Here is an 18,517-nt window from a genome sequence, read left to right as displayed (position 1 = left end):
AATAGCAGTTTTCATAGGTTTTGGCTTAGTCTGAGCAGCTACACTATGATTTTTAGACAATAAAACAAGTCACTTTTTCTTACTTACAAATGCAATGAGATAATATAACTTAAGGACATACCCTTGATTGAAAATAGTAACTGATGTTACGCGGAATCCTTATCTTTTTTAACCTGTACGTACCCTTTATACATAAGGGTCGCAGGGGCGTAACCCCCGTTGTGGTTTTGTTCCCCTCTCCCTGAGGGGGATGAGCTAGGGGTGAGGGTTTCGGAATCTTCCGCGTAAGGTGAGATAGTAATTTTGATCTACTGTAGTTCTATATCTTTTGCCTTAGAATAATTATTTCAAGGAGCAATGTTATGAGCGATCGCCAAATTAGCGAGGAAGAAGCAACCAAACTTGTCCTAGATAGAAGCCTTAAAGCACAAGAAGAAAAAGGCCCAGACTTAAGACAATTACATGCTAAAAGTCACGGGCTAGTGTATGGGAAATTCATCATTAACGATAATATTCCTGATCGCATGAAGGTTGGTGTTTTCGCAGGGAAGGAATATCCCATTTGGGTGCGTTTCTCCAATAGTGCCCCTCCTAAAGAGCGAGGAGTGCTGGAACCAGATACTAACCCTGCTGGTCGTGGCATGGCAATTAAGCTTATGAGTGTTGCAGGAAAAAAGATTATGGATGATGAGGAGAGAACTCAAGATTTTGTGCTTTTGAATTTCCCCCGCTTCTTCGTGCGTGACGCTCAGGAATATCTGATTGTATTCAGTGCCGAAGCTGGCATCATGCCAACTAGCCCGGAGCTACAGGAAGTGGTGGTTCGCGCGAAGCAAATTCGAGAGGAGATTGGTGCTCGAAAGGTGGAAAATCCTCTCCGTATCCAATACTGGAGTACGACACCTTATCAATTAGGGTCTCAAACCATCAAATTTGCCGTGCAGCCTGAAGATGTGGAGTCGCCTCCTAATTCTATTGAAGGTTCGGATGCAAACTATCTACGTGCAGCTATTCGTAAGTATTTAACTGAGGATGCCAAGACAACTAAGTTTAAATTCCTGATTCAACCTTATATTGATGACAATCTTACCCCAATTGAAGACCCAACTAAGGAATGGAATTCCGAACCAATTGAGGTAGCAACAATCGTTATCCCACCTCAATCATTTGATTTTGACGAACGCAAACGATTAGATGAGAGCTTGTCATTTACTCCTTGGCACAGCCTGTACGAACACGAACCTGTTGGCAAAGTCAATTTATCGCGTAAGGAAATTTATCACCAAATAGCTCAGCATCGTCGCCAATTTATAGAAAAGCGCCTTCGAGAGCCCCAGCCTTACGAAGCCATCAAAGACGACCCTAAGACATAACTTGGAATGCTAATACACGATCGCACTGTGAAATCTAACTTGGGAATGGATTATGAATACACTAGCTAAATGGTCTGTAGATGATTATCATTCCATGATTGAGGCGGGCATTCTGCGCGATCGCCATGTAGAACTACTAAGAGGCGAAATAATTGAAATGAGTCCAGAAACTCCAATTCATTATGCCACAGCCAAACGCAGTACCAAATATTTAGAGGAGTTATTATCTGGTAAAGCCGATGTTCGCTTTAATGGCCCCATTACGCTGTCTGACTCGGAACCAGAACCAGATATTGCCATTGTGCGGCTGCCAGAATCATTGTATAGCGATCGCCATCCCACCCCTCAGGATATTTTTTGGATAGTAGAAGTAGCTAAAACAAGCTTAAAGAAAGACCTGGAACTCAAAGCCGCAATCTATGCTAATGCTGGAATTCAGGAATATTGGGTTTTAGATTTATCTGACAAGCAAGTCATTGTATTCAGGTATCCTCAAGATGGTAAATACAGTGAAGAAAGTGCATTTGTGGGAGGAAAGATCGCGCCTCTTGCTTTTGCGGATATTTCCGTTTCTGTCGATCGGCTTTTATCTTAAAGAGTTCAGTTGAGATTTTGGGAAGCATCAGCAAGACGCTTCAACATAAGCCTGATAAAGTCCCAATGCGTGAAGGGTAGACGCGGGGGCGCTACCCCTACAGATTCTGCGATTTCATATCAAGCCTACGCTAGCTAATCGCCCCATCTTATTTCAGTGCCATTCCTCTATATCTGTACTGAAATTTCCAGCATTCCTCTGCTACCGCCTGAATTCTGATTATAGTCATGGACAGATCTGTTAGGACAGGGGGTGTGGGGGCTGCGCCCCCACGCAGGGGAGGCAGGGCGGTCTTGGGGGTTTCCCCCTAGAGCCACTGCCGTGTGGAACCCCTGCACCCCGTCCTAAGCCTGTTGGCTATAGCTATATCAGTGATGGTAAATACCCAAATTATGTGATTAATATCAATTCATAAATTTATTCGGCGTTCGAGTATGTATGTATCTTTTTTAGACTAATCAATGTTCTAATTCTACCTAATGTTTGATAAAACTCGATTTCTCAAAGGAGAAACCACATGATTACAACAACTACAACCCAGTCAACTACCAACCTCGAACAGTTTTACCTGGAACTGTTGAAAGACCCAATGCTGCAAGAACGGCTTAAAGCAGCAACAGATCCAGATAGTCTTGGCGAACTAGCTGTAAAGTTGGGAGAGGAGAAAGGCTACTTTTTCACTAAAGAGGAAGTCTTAGCTGCAATGGCAATAGAAGTTGCCATTGGGAATGAGTGGATTGAGGCTCTGGCCAATGATGATGAAGGTGAGGATGTGCCGATCACATATACGCTAAGTGCCTGCTACTAAATTTTGCGATCGGTATAGCGTCTTTCAGATCTAAAAGAGATTTATTTATGGGGTGAAGGGGTATACCCCCTTCTTGGGGGTACGTACGGAAGGTAGACGTAACTGTTGGCCCCCACCCCCCTTCTCGTTTACGAGCAGTCAAATTTTGCATCACTCAATAGACGCTCCTTTCTAATTGATGAATGGGAGTAGATGTGGAATCTCAGTGCGGCAACACAACTCCCACTCACCATTTGCGATTCATTTAGAATTTCTATAACACTTAAGGCGTTGAACACTGGTAATACTCTCAGCGTATTTTCAGCCTCCCTAGCGAGCATTTTATTTGACTTTTTTGATAAAGATTTTAGCCGAAACCCTTGAAATGGTAACGCGGCATCTCCATCTCAGTTGGAAGTTCCAGGGTCGGCAATTCATCTCAAACAGGAGTAAACTATATGAACTATTCTATGGAAAATTACCTAAAAATCGTCGTCTCCCAACTACATCCCGACCTGGTTTCTCCCGAAGCTTTGTCCCGCATCCAGTCTCTCAGCCAAGTTTTACCTTCCTCGTCTTTGGCTGGGCTTGAATGTCGTTTGGGCGCAGATCGATCGGGAGTTGATTTCCAAGTCCGTCTCCCTTGCCTCGATCGGAAATTGCCAGAAAGTTTTTCGATCGCTCCAGCATGGCAATTTTTGCAAGACTTTTATCAGAATTGGACAAAGCCCAACTCTTCACTGCAACAAGAGATTAGAAATGTTGGGCTGGAATTTGACGTGAACGAACGGATGCCTCAAGTTCCCACTCCCTCTATCTTCCTGCAATTTAGAGAGGACAATCCTCTTGATGCTGAAAGACTACTGCAAATGGTCAGGCTCCTTAACCTTCAGATTTCTCCACTACTTGAGTCGAATCTGCGCCGTTGTGCTGATTTTTTACCTGTTGGGACAACGATTAGCCATCTCGGAGCCATGTTATCTCGCGTAGCCAAAGCTGTTAGGGTGAATGTCCAGGGGATTTCTCCAAATCAAGTATTAGATTACCTAATCCAAATTGGCTGGGCAGATTCAATACATACATTCTCTACTCTCGTATCGACTGTATCAGAGTTCGCCGATACAGTTATCCTAAGTTTTGATATGGGAGATACTCTTCTGCCTAGAATTGGTTTGGAATGTTTTCTGGATAAGCAGCCCTATGCCGAACCGCGATGGGAGCAATTCTTAGACTATTTGATTGAAAAAGGAGCGTGTACTCCAGCTAAGAAAAATGCTTTTCTGACTTGGCCTGGATTGTCCCAGAAACCATCTGTTCCAGACCTATGGCCCAGTAATATTAGCGTTGGCGATCGCTTCTTAGGTGCTAGAGCGTCTAGCGTCTTTTGGCGAAAGGTCAGCCATATAAAACTGATCTATCAACCAGGTATGCCATTGGAAGCCAAAGGATATCTAGCTTTTGGGCATAACTGGTTTGCTTCTGATGTCCTGACTGGGAAGAAGCAATTAGCCCCCAAATCTCCTATACAAAGTATTACAAAATGAGAGAAGAGACACCATGACTAATAGATCGATAGTAGCAAACAGAAATCAGATTGATGTTGCTATTGCAAAGGCACTCAATTTTATCGCTCGAAATCAACTGCCTTACGGCGAAATTAAAACCTACTTTTCCACTGATGAAAGGATTAAAGATCGGTGTGTATTTGATAGCTCGCCATTTGTCACAGCATTGGTTGTATATTGTATCAGTTTTGTAGAAGATCCAAAAGTCAAGGAAATAACCCAAAAAGCAGTCCAATTCCTTGTGGAGGAGAAAGAAATACTGGGTCTGTGGCGATTTTGGTCTTCGAGAAACCCAAAGCACAAGAGACTTCCTCTTGATTTAGACGATACTGCCTGCATTGCCTTCACTTTAAAGCAGTATTATTCTCCTTTACTTTATTCATTTCTGTTTGGTTCTAATCAAACAATTCTTCTCAATAATAGAAACGAACGGGGACTTTTTTATACTTGGATCGTACCGCCCGGACATCCAAATAATTGGGTTGATAGTGTAGTTAATGCTAACGTGCTATTTTACCTGGGCGATTGCGATGAAACTAAGGCAGTCTGCGATTATTTGCAAGATCTGGTATTGAGCGATCGCGAAAAGGGTTCCGATCGTTCCTATCTCAGCGATTTATGCCTTTACTATTTCATGTCTAGAGCATATTTTCAGGGTGCGCGCAGACTTAAGGATGCAAGAGACGCTGTCTCAAACAAAACGATTTCCTTGCAACAAGCAGATGGTTCTTTTGGTGACGATCTGAGTACTGCTCTTGCGGTTTGTACGCTGCTCAACTATCAGTATAGCGATCGAACCATTCTCGATCGCGCAGTTCAGAGTCTTGTGGAGCGCCAGCAAGAAGATGGAGCTTGGTCAAAAATCGCTATGGTAACTGGTTGCTTTTGGACTGAAGGCGCAGGAGAAACCGGAAATTGGCTACCAGGTTATTGGGGATCTGAGGAGCTAACAACTGCTCTCTGTATTGAAGCTTTGGCAAAATATCGAGCTGTTGAGAAAAACGTTTGTCATCCCTAATTAATCGCATTTATAGCTGTAGACAGATTTGTTAGGACAGAGGGTGGGGGGCTGCAGGGTTCTACCCTTGTACCCCGTCCTAAGCCTAGTGGTTACAGCTATAAGTTCGGATATAACTTTCAAAACCCAAAATCTCAGAGAAGTAATTTATGTTTAAAAAACCCCAGTTTAAGCCTCACTTCCACATTGAAGTTGTAGAACCAAGTACCGTCTATCTCATGGGCGAGCAAGGGCATTCTGCTTTGAGTGGCAACTTCTATACCTTGTTAGCTCCCTTGCTAAACGGTCAGCATACAGTTGATGAAATTGTTGAGCGGCTAAAAGCACATAGATCGCTGCTTGGGATTTATCACGCATTAACCAACTTGGAAAGTCAGGGCTATCTCACCGAGGCTGTAGACATCCCAACTGAAGTAGCAGCCTTTTGGAGTTTGCAGGGCATAGAGCCTGGAATAGCCGTTAGTAAACTTCAAAATACCAGAGTTTCTGTAACTGCCTTCGGTAAAGTGAAAACAGAACCGTTTATCTCTGCGTTAGAATCTCTGAACATCGAAGTTAGCAACGATGGAGACTTCACCGTTGTATTGACTGATGACTATCTACAACCGGGTTTAGGTGAGTTTAACTCCCAATCCTTACGCAGCCAAAAGCCTTGGATGCTGGTCAAACCTGTCGGTGCAACCATCTGGGTTGGGCCAATTTTTGTTCCGGGTCAAACGGGTTGTTGGCAATGTCTAGCTCAACGCCTGCAGACCAATCGTGAAGTCGAAACTGTCGTCAGTCAGCAAAAAGGAATTGCCGATCCCTTTCCCACCTCTCGCTCGATTTTACCAACCCACTTCCAGATTGGCGTAAATTTGGCAGCAGCGGAAGTTGCCAAATGGATAGCCCAGGGAAACCACGAACAGCTAGAGGGCAACTTGTTGACATTGGATCTAGCCTCACTGTCCATGCAGCACCACGTTTTAGTTAAACGTCCACAATGTCCAGCTTGTGGAGAAAAAGCTGCTTTTGAGGATCGCAAACCAAAACCAATCGCGATCGAAAGTCAGAAGAAGCGATTCACCACAGATGGCGGCCATCGCTGTTTCACACCAGAGCAGACGCTTAAGAAATACGAACATCATATCAGCCCGATTACGGGAGTAGTCCGCGCTCTTCCCAAAAAGAAGATTGACAGCGATCTAATTCACGTTTACAGTGCCGTTCACTCGCTGAGAAAAAACCTGGGTAGTTTAGCCGATCTACGTAGCAGTCTACGTCAAAACAGTGCTGGCAAGGGGAAAACCGATCGGCAATCCAAAGCAAGCGGTCTTTGCGAAGCGATCGAACGATACTCTGGTATTTTCACAGGTGATGAAATCCGCATCAAAGGCACTTACGCACAATTGCAGTCAGTTGCCATTCATCCCAATACCTGTATGCTGTTTAGTGCCAATCAGTATCAAAATCGCCAGGAATGGAACTCACAACATGGTCGCTTTGCCTGGGTACCTGCTCCTTTTGATGAGGCAACAGAAATTGAGTGGACACCTGTTTGGTCGTTGACTCACCAACAGTTCAAGTATCTGCCGACAGCTTACTGTTACTATGACTATTTGCTTCCCGAAGACCATCGTTTCTGCCGTGGAGATTCCAACGGTAACGCAGCGGGCAATACCCTGGAAGAGGCAATTCTTCAGGGATTTATGGAGTTGGTAGAGCGGGATTGCGTGGCGTTATGGTGGTACAACCGCATCAGACGACCCGCTGTGGATTTAGACAGTTTTGATGACCCCTACCTGTTAGACCTGAAAGACTATTACCAAACTCAATACCGCGATCTCTGGGTGTTGGATATCACTAACGATCTGAATATTCCTTGCTTTGCTGCGATTTCCCGACGCACTCAAGGAGCTTCTGAGGAGATACTTTTGGGCTTTGGCACTCATTTCGATGCTAAAGTTGCCGTGCTCAGGGCGGTTACTGAGATGAACCAAACATTGGGCATCGAACTGGACAATGGTAAAGCCGTGCCTGACGATCCAGATTGGCAGTATTGGCTTAGGAATGCCACATTAGAAAACCAGCCTTACCTGGTGGGCGATCGCCAGGTTTCTGCGAAAGTTTACTCAGATTATCCACAATACTGTCATGACGACCTCCGACAAGACGTACTCACCTGCGTAGACATTGCCGCACGACACGGCATGGAAACCCTTGTCCTCGACCAAACCCGCCCAGATATTGGTTTAAACGTCGTCAAGGTAATCGTTCCTGGAATGCGCCACTTTTGGAATCGGTTTGCTCCAGGGCGGCTGTATGAAGTTCCCGCGAACATGGGTTGGTTGCCAGAACCTCTGACGGAAGAACAACTCAATCCCATACCGATGTTTTTCTAAATCTAAGGATCGTTCATATGTCACAGCAATTCCTCCTATCTCTTAAACAAGACATTTCCTGCATTGAATCAGACGAACCCGATCGGCTCATTCTCCAATCCTCAACCCATGCTTTGACCTTTAAACAGGTACAGTCGGGATTGAAAACAGCGCTCAGGACGCTGGCAGATGGGGGTGCCACCTTGTCAGAACTGAGTCAAATGGTAGAACAGGACGGTGGAAATTTTCTTGCACTCCGGTTTTATACCTACCTGCAAAGATTCACCCACTGCGGCTGGCTTTGTCATTCAGCCTTAGCAGAAGGGATGCCGATCGCCATTGCCATACCCATCACTGCAGATTATCAATTTCCTTATACTGAGGTCGTTGTCGAGTCCAGATATGTGCTCTCCCGCTTTGCCTATTGCCACTCGGTTGAAGGGCAACTGGTACTGGAGTCACCGCTGTCTCGATCGCAAGTGCTATTACTGAATTGGCAAGGGGCAGCCCTGGTGATGCAGTTAGCCAGACCTCAAAGCTGTCATGACATCCTGGCCGCAGTTCCAGGAATTTCCCTAAAAACAGTGCAGCAGTTGATCGGCCTACTTCTAAGTGCCCAAATGCTCTCTGAGGTGAGTGAAGACGGTACTATCCAGGAACAAGCCAATACTACCCTCGCCCAATGGGAATTTCACGACCTTCTGTTTCATAGCCGCAGCCGGCAAGGGAGACATGCCAATCCTTTCGGCAGAACTTATCGCTTTTTAGGCAAAATTGAGCCATTGCCTGCGATCAAACCTCGGATGTCCGAGGAAGCGATCGCGCTATATAAACCCGATCTGGAAATCCTCAAAACGACGGAGGTATCCTTGACTCAGATTCTAGAAACAAGAAAGTCAATTCGGGAGTACGGAGAAACTCCGATCGCTGCCCAACAACTAGGAGAGTTTCTCTACCGCTGTGCTAGAGTCAAACACTTGAAGCAGGAAGAGCATGGAGAAATTACTCGCCGTCCTTATCCCGGTGGAGGGGCACTATACGAACTAGAACTTTACCCCATAGTCAACCGTTGTGAGGGAATTGACTCTGGTTTATATCACTACGATCCTTTAGCACATCAACTGTACCGGATTTCTGACAGAACCGAAACTGTAGGCGCGCTACTCCAAAATGCTTGGCAATCGATGGGGCAGCAAGGTATGCCTCAAGTTCTGATTGCGATCGCCGCCCGTTTTCAAAGGATAGCTTGGAAGTACGAATCGATGGCTTATGCAGCGATGCTCAAGAACGTCGGGGTTCTGTACCAAACTATGTACCTGGTGGCAACAGCTATGGGATTAGCTCCTTGCGGTCTTGGAGGTGGCAATTCCGATTTATTTGCGAAGGTGACAGGATGTGACTATTACGCCGAAACGTCTATCGGAGAGTTTGCTTTGGGTAGTCGGATACAAGGCTCGTCACTTCCAGATTGCGAATCCACAATCGCTCCTCGTAGATGAAGCCGACTAACTCGTTTAAAAGGAACAAAGCTGTGAATTTTGTTAGACAATTGCTACAAGCCTCCTGGACTACGGTCGCGATCGCCGCGATCGCAGGAATAATTAGTGGTGGCTGTACTGTCTTTCTGATCGCTCTCATCGCTACAGCGATGCGTCAATCTCAGCCACCTTCTCTTCTGGAGATCGGGGGATTTATAGGGTTGTGCTGCATTCAACTAATAACTCGCTTCATCTCGGAGGTGTCTCTAACTCGACTCGGACAGGAAATGACCTGTCGCCTTCAAATGCTTTTAAGTCAACGCATTCTGGCTTCATCGCTCCGTCAGCTCGAAACCATGGGTACACCAGTACTGCTAGCATCCCTGACTGAGGATATCCAGGCAATATCGAACTTTGTTACGTTCATTCCTTTTGTCTGCATTAACATTGCCTTGGTAAGCGGCTGTCTTCTCTATTTAATCTGGCTTTCAGGAACGCTCTTTCTTATCCTGCTAGCCTTTCTAGGACTGGGCATCGTCAGCTTTCAGTTCCTTCAGACAAAAGCGATCGCCCAACTCAGATTAGCCCGCCAGCATCAAGATCGTCTATTCCAACACTTCCGCGCTATGACTGAGGGCATCAAGGAACTCAAAATGCATAGCGATCGTCGTCAGGCATTTCTCGATGAGGATTTAAAACTCACTGCTGCTACTGTAAAAAAACATAAAATTGCTGGAATGACCATCTACATTGGGGCAGCCAGTTGGGGACAAGCATTACAGTTTCTCATCATGGGCATATTGCTGTTTCTGATGCCTAGCCTCCAACCAAGTTTTCGCTCGGTTTTGTCGGCTTATGTACTCACATTCATTTACATAGGCCCCTACGTGGGGCAAATCTTGAGCGTGCTGCCTAACTGGGGGAAAGCCAGGATTGCTTTACTTAAAATCTCTGACCTCGGACTGCTCCTGGAGAAAAGTGCTGAGCCTGGAGTTTGTAGCGTATCTGCATCTGGTGCATCCTGGCAAAAGCTGGAGCTATTGGGAGTTACCCATACCTACTTTAAGGAACGCGACGACAGTAACTTCACTCTGGGGCCAATCGATCTGACATTAAGTGCGGGTAAACTAGTTTTCATCGTTGGCGGAAATGGTAGCGGTAAATCAACCTTAGCTAAGTTACTAACCGGGTTATACATTCCCGAATTTGGAGAAATTCGGCTTGATGGTAGAGCGATCGATGATGCTAATAGAGAATGGTATCGGCAGCATTTTGCCGTAGTCTTTTCAGATTTTTATTTGTTTGAACGATTCCTAGGACTGCCGCAAGTTGACGAGCGAGTGCAGGAATATTTGGTTAAACTTCAACTAGATCGCAAAGTCAAGGTTGAAGATGGCAAGCTCTCAACGACAAATCTATCGCAGGGACAGCGCAAACGCCTGGCACTCCTGACAGCTTATCTAGAAGATCGCCCTATCTATTTATTCGATGAATGGGCTTCTGACCAGGACCCCATCTTTAAAAAGACTTTTTACGAAGAACTTCTACCAACCCTCAAGGCTGAAGGCAAAACTGTTTTAGTAATTAGCCATGACGAGAAATATTTTGGCGTAGCCGACCAGATCCTGAGACTAGATTACGGTCAGGTCGTTAGCGCTTCCGATCGCTTGACTAATGCGACTAAATCCAGCTTCTCGCATCTTTAGCACCAATCCTTCGAGAATCTGCCGCACGACTAGCGGCCCCTGGTAAATCCAACCTGTGTAGATTTGCACCAGCGATGCTCCAGCTACAATCTTTTCCCAGGCATCAGCGGCTGTAAAGATACCTCCTACACCAATAATCGGTAGATTGCCCGATGTAGCTTGATAAATCAGCCGAATTACCTCAGTCGAGCGAGCTTTGAGCGGTTGACCGCTAATACCACCTGCTTCTTCTGCGACTGGTTTACCCGTAGCAGAGAGAATTTGAGTGGAGAGATTGTTGCGGGCGATCGATGTGTTCGTGGCGATAATTCCCGCTACTCGATGCAATAAACATAAACTGACAATTTGTCGAATATCATCATCAGCCAGATCGGGTGCGATTTTCACGAGTAACGGTTTCGCACTATTATTCTCCACCTGTAGAATTGAGAGAATCCCCTGTAGCTGCCCTACCGCTTGTAGATCCCGTAGACCGGGCGTATTGGGAGAGCTAACATTCACGACAAAATAATCGCCGCAGTCTTTGAGTAATTTAAAACTCTCTAGATAATCATTTCCTGCTTCCTCTAAGGGTGTAATTTTGGATTTACCCAGATTAATCCCCAATGGAACATCGAGTTTATGCTTTGCTAAGCGATCGCGCAAATATGCCGCCGTTGCTATGGCACCGCGATTGTTAAATCCCATGCGGTTGAGTACGGCCCGATCGCCTGACAAGCGAAATAACCTGGGCTGTGGATTTCCCGTTTGAGCGTGATAAGTAATCGAACCCATCTCGGCAAAACCAAACCCCAAACAAGCCCATGCATTGGGCGCGATCGCGTCCTTGTCAAATCCCGCCGCCAGACCGACGGGGTTGGCAAACTCGATTCCCCACAATGTTTGACGGAGGTAGTCGTGTTGGTAGGAACAGAGCTTTGCGATGGGCGATCGCAGCGATGGCGAATTGCTGAGTGCCTGACAAAAAGCGATCGCGCCTTTGTGTGCAATTTCCGGGTCGAGCGCAAATAATAGGTTTCTGAGGCTATATTGATAGAATCGATCGAGCATATGCATTTAGTAAAGGCGAACCCCTATGGTATGGCAACTACTAACCTGGCCCCTAGATAGCACGATCTGGTTGGCCGAACAGATTGAAGAACGGGCACTAGCGGAGTTAGATCAAAAAGAGAATCTGCAAAAACAATTAACTGCTTTACAAATTAAGTTCGATCTAGGCGAGATCGAAGAGGAGGATTTTATTACCCAGGAAGATGAGATTTTACAGAAACTCGCCGCGCAAATGGATGCTGACATGGATGCAGAATCAGAGTAACTTCTCTAAGCCATACACGAGGTTTTTGAGTTGGATCGCCTTGCGAATCGCCAGTAATACACCGGGCATGTAGGAAGCGCGATCGCTGGTGTCGTGGCGCAGCGTATAGGTTTCACCTGCCGCGCCAAAAATAACTTCCTGGTGCGCGATCAGTCCGGGTAAGCGCACGCTATGCAAGCGGATATTTTCGCCCACCACTGCCCCCCGTGCGCCTGGAATATTTTCTTTTTCTTGCACCAGGGCTGGATTGTAGGTTTTACCCAACTCCGACAGCATTTGCGCTGTTTGCAGGGAAGTGCCGCTGGGAGCGTCGGCTTTCTGGTTGTGATGCAGCTCGATAATCTCCACGTGTTGGAAATACTGACAGGCGGCGATCGCTGCCTGCTGCAACAGGATCATGCCAATTGAGAAATTAGGGGCAATTACTGCTCCGATACTGGCTTTATCGGCAAATTCTGCGAGATCTTTGAGTTGACCGGGTGTTAAGCCAGTTGTCCCCACGACAGGACGCACGCCATAGGCGATCGCCGAGCGGATGTGTTCGTATACCAAACTGGGATGGGTAAAGTCCACCATGACGCTATATTGCTTTTCCTGCGCGCCCTGCGCCAGCAATACTTCCAAATCCCTCGTCACGGGTATTTCCAGTGCGCCGCAGCCCACTACTTCGCCGATATCCTCGCCCACATGCTTGCGCCCGATCGCACCAATCAAAGTCATGTCAGGCGATTGGGCGATCGCTTTAATCGTCTCGCGCCCCATTTTGCCAGTCGCACCTGCTACAATTACAGGAATCGGTAAGTTTTCATTAGACATAAGCGCTCGGGTTGCAGTGACCCGGATTTGCAAATAACTTTTGTAGCGTATCAAAAAATGCATCATCGGTACGCTTTTACTTTGCGATCGCGGTGGTGTAAAGCCGACTCTCTCATAATAGTTGACATAATCTTAAAAAAGCTAAATCCACCATTCACAATACCTGTTGTTTTCACTCCACCCATCATCGCTCCCATAATGCCGAGTGAAAAGACATCGGCTCCGGTCAGATACAGGTTTTTAATCGGCGTTCTTGCCCCAATCCAGGATCGATCCAGGCGTTCGGGAATGCAGGGAATGCCATAGATGGTACCGCGATCGCTGGCATCAAAGTGTTCCACCGTCAGCGGGGTCGAGAGTTCTGCATACTCGATCGCATCTTGAAAACCGGGATAGTGACTCTCGACTAGTTGGATTAGGGAGCGGGCAATCCGATCTTTCAGTTCCGTATAATCCTTTCCTCTATGCTTCCAGGGCTTCTCTCGCCACTGCGAGAAGAAGTCGTAGTCAACATGAGCGATAATTTCTGCTGTATGTCCGTTCGCCAGTGGATCTTTGAGCGATGGAAATGAGAGATAGCAGAATTTGGGTAAATCCTCAGAAGAGATAGACGGATCTTGCAAAATCGCATTGTGGTCGTAAGTCGTGTAAATCCAGTGGTTTTCCCCCTGAAACCCCAGTCGTTGCGGACTCTCTTTCAATCCCAGGTATACTGTCAACATACTGCTGCCTTTTGGGAATGCTTGAATTTCCGCGCGCTCAGCCAGCGGGTAGCTGGATGGAATCAGTTTCAAATAAGTATTGAAAGCCCCAGCGTCGGATACCACGATGGGAGCGTGGTAGATTTCCAACTCTGCCTCGGGACGTGCCGTGTTCTGGACTTTCACTCCCACCGCCACCCCTGATTCCAGCAAGATTTCCGTGACTCGGCGTTGGGTGATGACGGCACCGCCCGCTTGCGCGATCGCGGGGATAATGGATTGCGCGATCGCCTGCGCTCCACCTACGGGATACCATCCCCCATTGAAATAATGGGCCACAATTACACCATGAATGCCAAAGCAACTTTGCGATGGCGGTAAGCCGTAATCTCCCCACTGGGAGGCCAGTAACGCTTTGAGATGGGCATCTTGAAAATTTCTGTCTAAATAGTGCTGAGTCGTTTCTCTGGCAATGGCACCAAAATAACGCACGGTGCGCTTGAGTAGGGGATGCAACCATACCGGAAATAGCTCCAACATCAAGTGTGCGCCAAACCAAAACGCCGCTTTCTGAACGTCACTAAAATATCGCCGAATAGCCTTCCGCTCGCGAGGAAAGCGCTGGATCAAATCGGCTTGAAAGCGATCGGGATCGGAATGCACCTCAAAGGTGAAATCGGGATAGACAAATTTCTCAAAAGGGTCGGGCATTTTCTGCCAATGCAAATTGCCATTGGTGAGATAGTCAAGTACTGCTTTTCCAGTACCGCCCTCACCCATATCTCCAACATAGTGCAACCCTACATCCCAATGAAATTTTCCCTTGCGCTCGAAGGTATGGGTAAACCCTCCGGCGGTGAAATGCTGTTCCAGGACTAAAACACTTTTGCGATAAAGCTTTGATAGCAGGGCTGCAACCGTTAATCCACCAATTCCAGAGCCAATTACAATGGCATCGAACGTCTGCTGTTGAGTCGGCGCGACCATAGCTCCTCCTACAAAGAAATGCTAATGTTGTCAACGACAACATTATGGTAAACTAGCTATGTTGTCAATGTCAACATATTGAGCTAAAATTTTGGGTAGCTATAGGCAGATGTGTTAGTACGCGGGGTGTGGGGCACTGTCCCCACCCAATGATAGTCCCTCTACAGCGCTCTCAGCCTGCTGGCTATAGCTATAAATCCCCTCTAGAGAAAGACATCTATGGCATTAGCAACAAGAAACACCTATCACCACGGAGATTTACGGCAAAGCCTGATTGATGCGGCGATCGCTCTCATCGGTGAGGAAGGGATCGACGATTTATCGCTCCGCCAGGTTGCTCGGCGGGTTGGAGTTTCTCACAATGCCCCTTACCGTCACTTTGAGGATAAAGAAGCCCTATTGGCAGCAGTTGCCGAACAAGGGTTTCAGTCGTTGCGAACTACAATGGAAACAGCGAGACAAGCAGCTCCATCTGACCCATCTCATCGCCTGGAAGCGATCGGAATTGCCTATGTCAATTTTGCCTTAGCAAATCCCTTGCACTATCGATTAATGTTTGGAGACTATCGTTGCAATTTCAGCAAGTATACCGCGCTTGCAGAAGCTTCACGGCAGGCATTTATGGTGCTAGTAAGCACGATCCAGGAAGGTCAGACGGCTGGAATCTTCCGTGCAGCGGATACAATTGATATGGCGCGGGTTGCGTGGTCGCTGGTGCACGGTCAATCCACACTGGCACTGGATAACAAGTTACAGGTGGGTCGAGGTGAAGAACTCGAAGCATTTTTGAGATTCTCATCGCAAATGTTAATTAATGGATTAGCGGGCATGATTTGTAATGTATAAAAATATCTCTAGGGGTAGCGACCTTTGCCTACTCCGCAGATTTGGATTCGTTTTTACGATTGAATAAGGAAATTCCAGAATAAAGTGCTAGCGCAGTCCAAATGCAACCAAAGGCGATCGCGTTTGTTTTGGTAAATGGTTCGCGGTACAGCCAAACTCCCAACATTAGTTGCAAGCTTGGTGCAATGTATTGGAAGAAACCCATCGTAGACAATTGCAGAATTTGCACGGCGCTGCTAAAGCAAAACAACGGCACGGATGTGACAACTCCGCAACCTATCAGCAATAAGGTTATAAATGCATTCCCCCCAAACTGCTGATTATCCTGCCACGCCAGATAAATCAGCGCTACAGGAGTTAGCAAACAGGTTTCCACTGTCAATCCCAATAATGGTGGAACCGGGATCGACTTGCGCGATAGTCCGTAGAATCCAAATGAAAATGCCAACCCCAAAGCGATCCAGGGGACTTGCCCGACGCTGAAGATTGAATAGCCGACACCGACACCAGCCAGAATCACTGCCATCCACTGTCCCCAAAACAACCGTTCTCGCAAAATGATGACACCCAGCAGCACGTTAACGAGAGGATTAATAAAATATCCCAGGCTAGTTTCAACGACGCGATCGCTATTCACGCCATAAATATACAATCCCCAATTGAATGCCAAAATGCTGGCGGAACCGAATAGAGGTAGCCATTGTTTGGCATAGAAAACCTTAGCCAAGTCCTGCCGACGGTTTTGGAGCGTGACAATTCCCAGCAGCAAAAATCCAGACCAGATGACGCGATGGCTCAGAATTTCGGTAGCGGGAACTGCATCCAGGAGTTTCCAATAAATTGGGAAAAGTCCCCAAATGCCATAGGCTAAAACTGCGTACAGGATTCCAAGCCGTTGCGAATTCATGAATTGTTGCCATGCGCGATCGATATGCTTTTCTAAACTAAACTCAAACAGCGCCTACAACAACCTCCGGGCAGGCGATATTGAGTGAAAGTTGCTGACGGTCAAGTGAAAGTCGCTCGCGATCTAGCAGCCATTGCTTGCGATCGATACCTCCAGCATAACCTGTCAGTTTCCCATTACCAGCAATGACGCGATGACAGGGTATGATAATCGCGATCGGATTGCGTCCGTTGGCGGCTCCTACCGCACGCGCAGCGTTGGGTTGTCCGACGCGCTGGGCTAGCGTGCCATAGGAAATAGTCTCGCCAAAGGGAATCTTGCGGAGGAGTTGCCAAACCCGTTGCTGAAACTCCGTCCCTTGCGGATCGAGTGGCAAGCCAAAGTATTGACGTTGACACGCGAAATATTCCTCCAACTGCTCTTGAGTTTGCATAAATAGCTCCAGTTGTGAAGCTTCCTGCCATATTTCTGTTTGCTGGGGAAAGTATTTCTGTCCGGCGAGGTAGAGTCCCGTCAGCGATCGGCGATCGCTAGTTAGCAACAGCTTACCTAAAGGACTCTCGATTCGCTTGTAGTAAATCATTTGACTTCCTCCAAAGATTTCCAAAGATACATAGCAGCATAGGCGCGCCAGGGTCGCCAGGATTCCGCAATTTGGAGAACCTCGGCAGGCTTCTCAATGCCCAAGGCTCGTCGCAAGCCCAGATCGCCGTGCGGGAATGCATCTGGGTAAGCAAAGACTCGCATGGCAATATACTGAGCCGTCCAATCACCAATGCCGGGTAATGCCTTAAGCTGAGTAATTATCGTTTCAATTGCCTGATGCGCGTTCAGACTCAGGTGTCCGTCGTTAATGGCGCTGGCGATCGCTAGAATTGAGCGAGCGCGGGCGTGGATAATTCCCAATGCGGTCAAATCCTCAGGGGATAGCTGGGCGATTTGTTGAGGTGATGGGGTGAGATGTGTCAATCCCGCGATTGGGGTTTGAATGGGTTTGCCAAAAGTTACGACCAATCTTCCCATTAGCGTGGTTGCGGCTTTGACGCTGACTTGCTGGCCGAGAATTGCTCGCACCATTACCTCAAATTCATCAAAGGCACCAGGTATTCTCAGACCTGGGGAACTCGCTGCCAAATCCCCCAAATGTTTGGCGATTAGGGCTGGATCGGCAACTAGATCGAATAAAATTTTGACACGAGTCAGAATCGGCAAGATCGCCACAATCAGAGAGGCAGAAAGTTCGACCTGGAGCTTATTCTGCTTGGGGATTTGGGATATCCGAATCCAGCCCTGGTACCGCTCGTCACTCCGATCGATCGCAACGGTGCGTTGATATCGCTTGCAATCTATTGCCTCTACACCAGCGATCGCTCTTGCCCTCAGAAAACTCAACAAAGCTTCCCAATCAAAAGGCGGGCGATAGGCAAGTTCGCATCTAATTGCGTCCTGCGGTAAATGTGCAGCTCTGCGAATTTGCGTGGGATTGAGACGATAGCGATTTTGAAATAGTGCATTCAACCTGCGGACGCTGGAAAATCCACTGGCAAACGCCACATCCGCGATCGACAAATTACTATCAGTCAAAAGGCGCTTGGCTAGTAACAAACGCTGGGTTTGGGCGAGTTGAATTGGCGATACGCCAAATTCCTGTTGAATTACGCGCCGCAGGTGGCGATCGCTAACACCAAGCGAAATTGCCAGTTCCTGAAGCGATCGCTCGGTTAAGGCTCCATCCTCAATCTGACTGGCCGCTGCTGCTGCTAATCGCCCCACCGCATCAATCCTGGCTTGACCGGGCGCTAATTCGGGACGACATTGCAAGCAAGGGCGATATCCGGCCTGTTCTGCTGCTGCCGCGCTGGGATAGAAAATACAGTTTTCTCGACGCGGGGTTTTAGCCGTACAAATGCTGCGGCAGTAGATACCCGTACTGGAGACTCCCACAAAGAAGACCCCATCAAAACGGCGATCGCGACTCAAAATCGCCTGGTAGCATTGGTCATCGCTCAACATTGGCTATTGTCTTCAGTTATGGCATTGCAGAATAGCTCTAGCATAAATGG

General features: G+C 47.3%; 16 protein-coding genes. 10 read left to right on the top strand and 6 right to left on the bottom strand.

Features of this window, described 5'->3' with window-relative positions; translation table 11 throughout:
• Window positions 1-362 precede the first annotated feature (362 nt).
• The 8 genes from PSE6802_RS0109025 (at window position 363) to PSE6802_RS28325 (ending at window position 10,882) form a co-directional block, all read left to right on the top strand.
• A complete protein-coding gene (locus PSE6802_RS0109025) occupies window positions 363-1,373 on the top strand; it encodes a catalase (RefSeq protein ID WP_019499730.1) in 1,011 nt (336 codons plus the stop codon).
• Between the two features lie 52 nt (window positions 1,374-1,425).
• Window positions 1,426-1,968 (top strand): Uma2 family endonuclease, encoded by a 543-nt coding sequence (locus PSE6802_RS0109020; RefSeq protein ID WP_026103183.1) that lies wholly within the window; start codon window positions 1,426-1,428, stop codon window positions 1,966-1,968.
• A 517-nt stretch (window positions 1,969-2,485) separates the two neighbouring features.
• Complete coding sequence (locus tag PSE6802_RS0109015; RefSeq protein ID WP_019499728.1) at window positions 2,486-2,776, top strand: Nif11-like leader peptide family natural product precursor; 291 nt, start codon at window positions 2,486-2,488, stop codon at window positions 2,774-2,776.
• Between the two features lie 437 nt (window positions 2,777-3,213).
• A complete protein-coding gene (locus PSE6802_RS0109010) occupies window positions 3,214-4,299 on the top strand; it encodes a hypothetical protein (RefSeq protein WP_019499727.1) in 1,086 nt (361 codons plus the stop codon).
• A gap of 13 nt (window positions 4,300-4,312) precedes the next feature.
• Window positions 4,313-5,338 carry a prenyltransferase/squalene oxidase repeat-containing protein gene (locus tag PSE6802_RS0109005; protein ID WP_019499726.1) on the top strand — a complete coding sequence of 342 codons (1,026 nt, stop codon included), beginning with the start codon at window positions 4,313-4,315 and terminating at the stop codon, window positions 5,336-5,338.
• Between the two features lie 149 nt (window positions 5,339-5,487).
• The gene (locus tag PSE6802_RS0109000; RefSeq protein ID WP_019499725.1) at window positions 5,488-7,719 is read left to right on the top strand and encodes a TOMM precursor leader peptide-binding protein; all 2,232 of its coding nucleotides are present in this window, start codon (window positions 5,488-5,490) and stop codon (window positions 7,717-7,719) included.
• Window positions 7,720-7,736: 17 nt separating this feature from the next.
• A complete protein-coding gene (locus PSE6802_RS0108995; protein ID WP_019499724.1) occupies window positions 7,737-9,197 on the top strand; it encodes a SagB family peptide dehydrogenase in 1,461 nt (486 codons plus the stop codon).
• Between the two features lie 32 nt (window positions 9,198-9,229).
• Window positions 9,230-10,882 carry a cyclic peptide export ABC transporter gene (locus tag PSE6802_RS28325; RefSeq protein WP_036945945.1) on the top strand — a complete coding sequence of 551 codons (1,653 nt, stop codon included), beginning with the start codon at window positions 9,230-9,232 and terminating at the stop codon, window positions 10,880-10,882.
• On the opposite strand, the gene PSE6802_RS0108985 is transcribed toward PSE6802_RS28325, so the two are convergent.
• A complete protein-coding gene (locus tag PSE6802_RS0108985) occupies window positions 10,808-11,932 on the bottom strand; it encodes a quinone-dependent dihydroorotate dehydrogenase (protein ID WP_019499722.1) in 1,125 nt (374 codons plus the stop codon). The two genes, PSE6802_RS28325 and PSE6802_RS0108985, sit on opposite strands and share 75 nt — an antisense overlap.
• 25 nt (window positions 11,933-11,957) lie before the next feature.
• Between PSE6802_RS0108985 and PSE6802_RS0108980 the strand changes: the two genes are divergently transcribed.
• A complete protein-coding gene (locus tag PSE6802_RS0108980) occupies window positions 11,958-12,197 on the top strand; it encodes a gas vesicle protein GvpG (RefSeq protein WP_019499721.1) in 240 nt (79 codons plus the stop codon).
• Here PSE6802_RS0108980 and dapB read toward each other — a convergent pair.
• Both dapB and PSE6802_RS28320 read right to left on the bottom strand, forming a co-directional pair.
• Window positions 12,189-13,013: a 4-hydroxy-tetrahydrodipicolinate reductase gene (dapB, locus tag PSE6802_RS0108975; protein WP_026103182.1), complete on the bottom strand. Its 825-nt coding sequence runs from the start codon at window positions 13,011-13,013 to the stop codon at window positions 12,189-12,191. The genes PSE6802_RS0108980 and dapB overlap by 9 nt on opposite strands.
• 62 nt (window positions 13,014-13,075) lie before the next feature.
• Window positions 13,076-14,701, bottom strand: a complete 1,626-nt coding sequence (locus PSE6802_RS28320; RefSeq protein ID WP_019499719.1) for a phytoene desaturase family protein — start codon at window positions 14,699-14,701, stop codon at window positions 13,076-13,078.
• 219 nt (window positions 14,702-14,920) lie between these two features.
• Here PSE6802_RS28320 and PSE6802_RS0108965 point away from each other — a divergent pair, with 219 nt between their 5' ends.
• Window positions 14,921-15,547: a TetR/AcrR family transcriptional regulator gene (locus PSE6802_RS0108965; RefSeq protein WP_019499718.1), complete on the top strand. Its 627-nt coding sequence runs from the start codon at window positions 14,921-14,923 to the stop codon at window positions 15,545-15,547.
• A gap of 28 nt (window positions 15,548-15,575) precedes the next feature.
• Here PSE6802_RS0108965 and rarD read toward each other — a convergent pair whose 3' ends face one another.
• Genes rarD through PSE6802_RS0108950 form a run of 3 tightly spaced genes read right to left on the bottom strand, consistent with a single transcriptional unit; the run spans window position 15,576 to window position 18,467 of the window.
• On the bottom strand, window positions 15,576-16,454 hold the full coding sequence (gene rarD, locus PSE6802_RS0108960) for an EamA family transporter RarD (RefSeq protein WP_019499717.1): 879 nt from the start codon (window positions 16,452-16,454) through the stop codon (window positions 15,576-15,578).
• 43 nt (window positions 16,455-16,497) lie between these two features.
• Complete coding sequence (locus PSE6802_RS0108955; protein WP_019499716.1) at window positions 16,498-17,037, bottom strand: methylated-DNA--[protein]-cysteine S-methyltransferase; 540 nt, start codon at window positions 17,035-17,037, stop codon at window positions 16,498-16,500.
• Window positions 17,034-18,467, bottom strand: a complete 1,434-nt coding sequence (locus tag PSE6802_RS0108950) for a DNA-3-methyladenine glycosylase 2 family protein (protein ID WP_019499715.1) — start codon at window positions 18,465-18,467, stop codon at window positions 17,034-17,036. Before PSE6802_RS0108950 ends, PSE6802_RS0108955 begins: the two co-directional genes overlap by 4 nt.
• Window positions 18,468-18,517 lie beyond the last annotated feature (50 nt).

Source organism: Pseudanabaena sp. PCC 6802 (assembly GCF_000332175.1).
Lineage (GTDB): Bacteria > Cyanobacteriota > Cyanobacteriia > Pseudanabaenales > Pseudanabaenaceae > PCC-6802.
The sequence above is the reverse complement of the archived record's forward strand: the minus strand, read 5'-3'. Positions and strand labels throughout refer to the sequence as shown.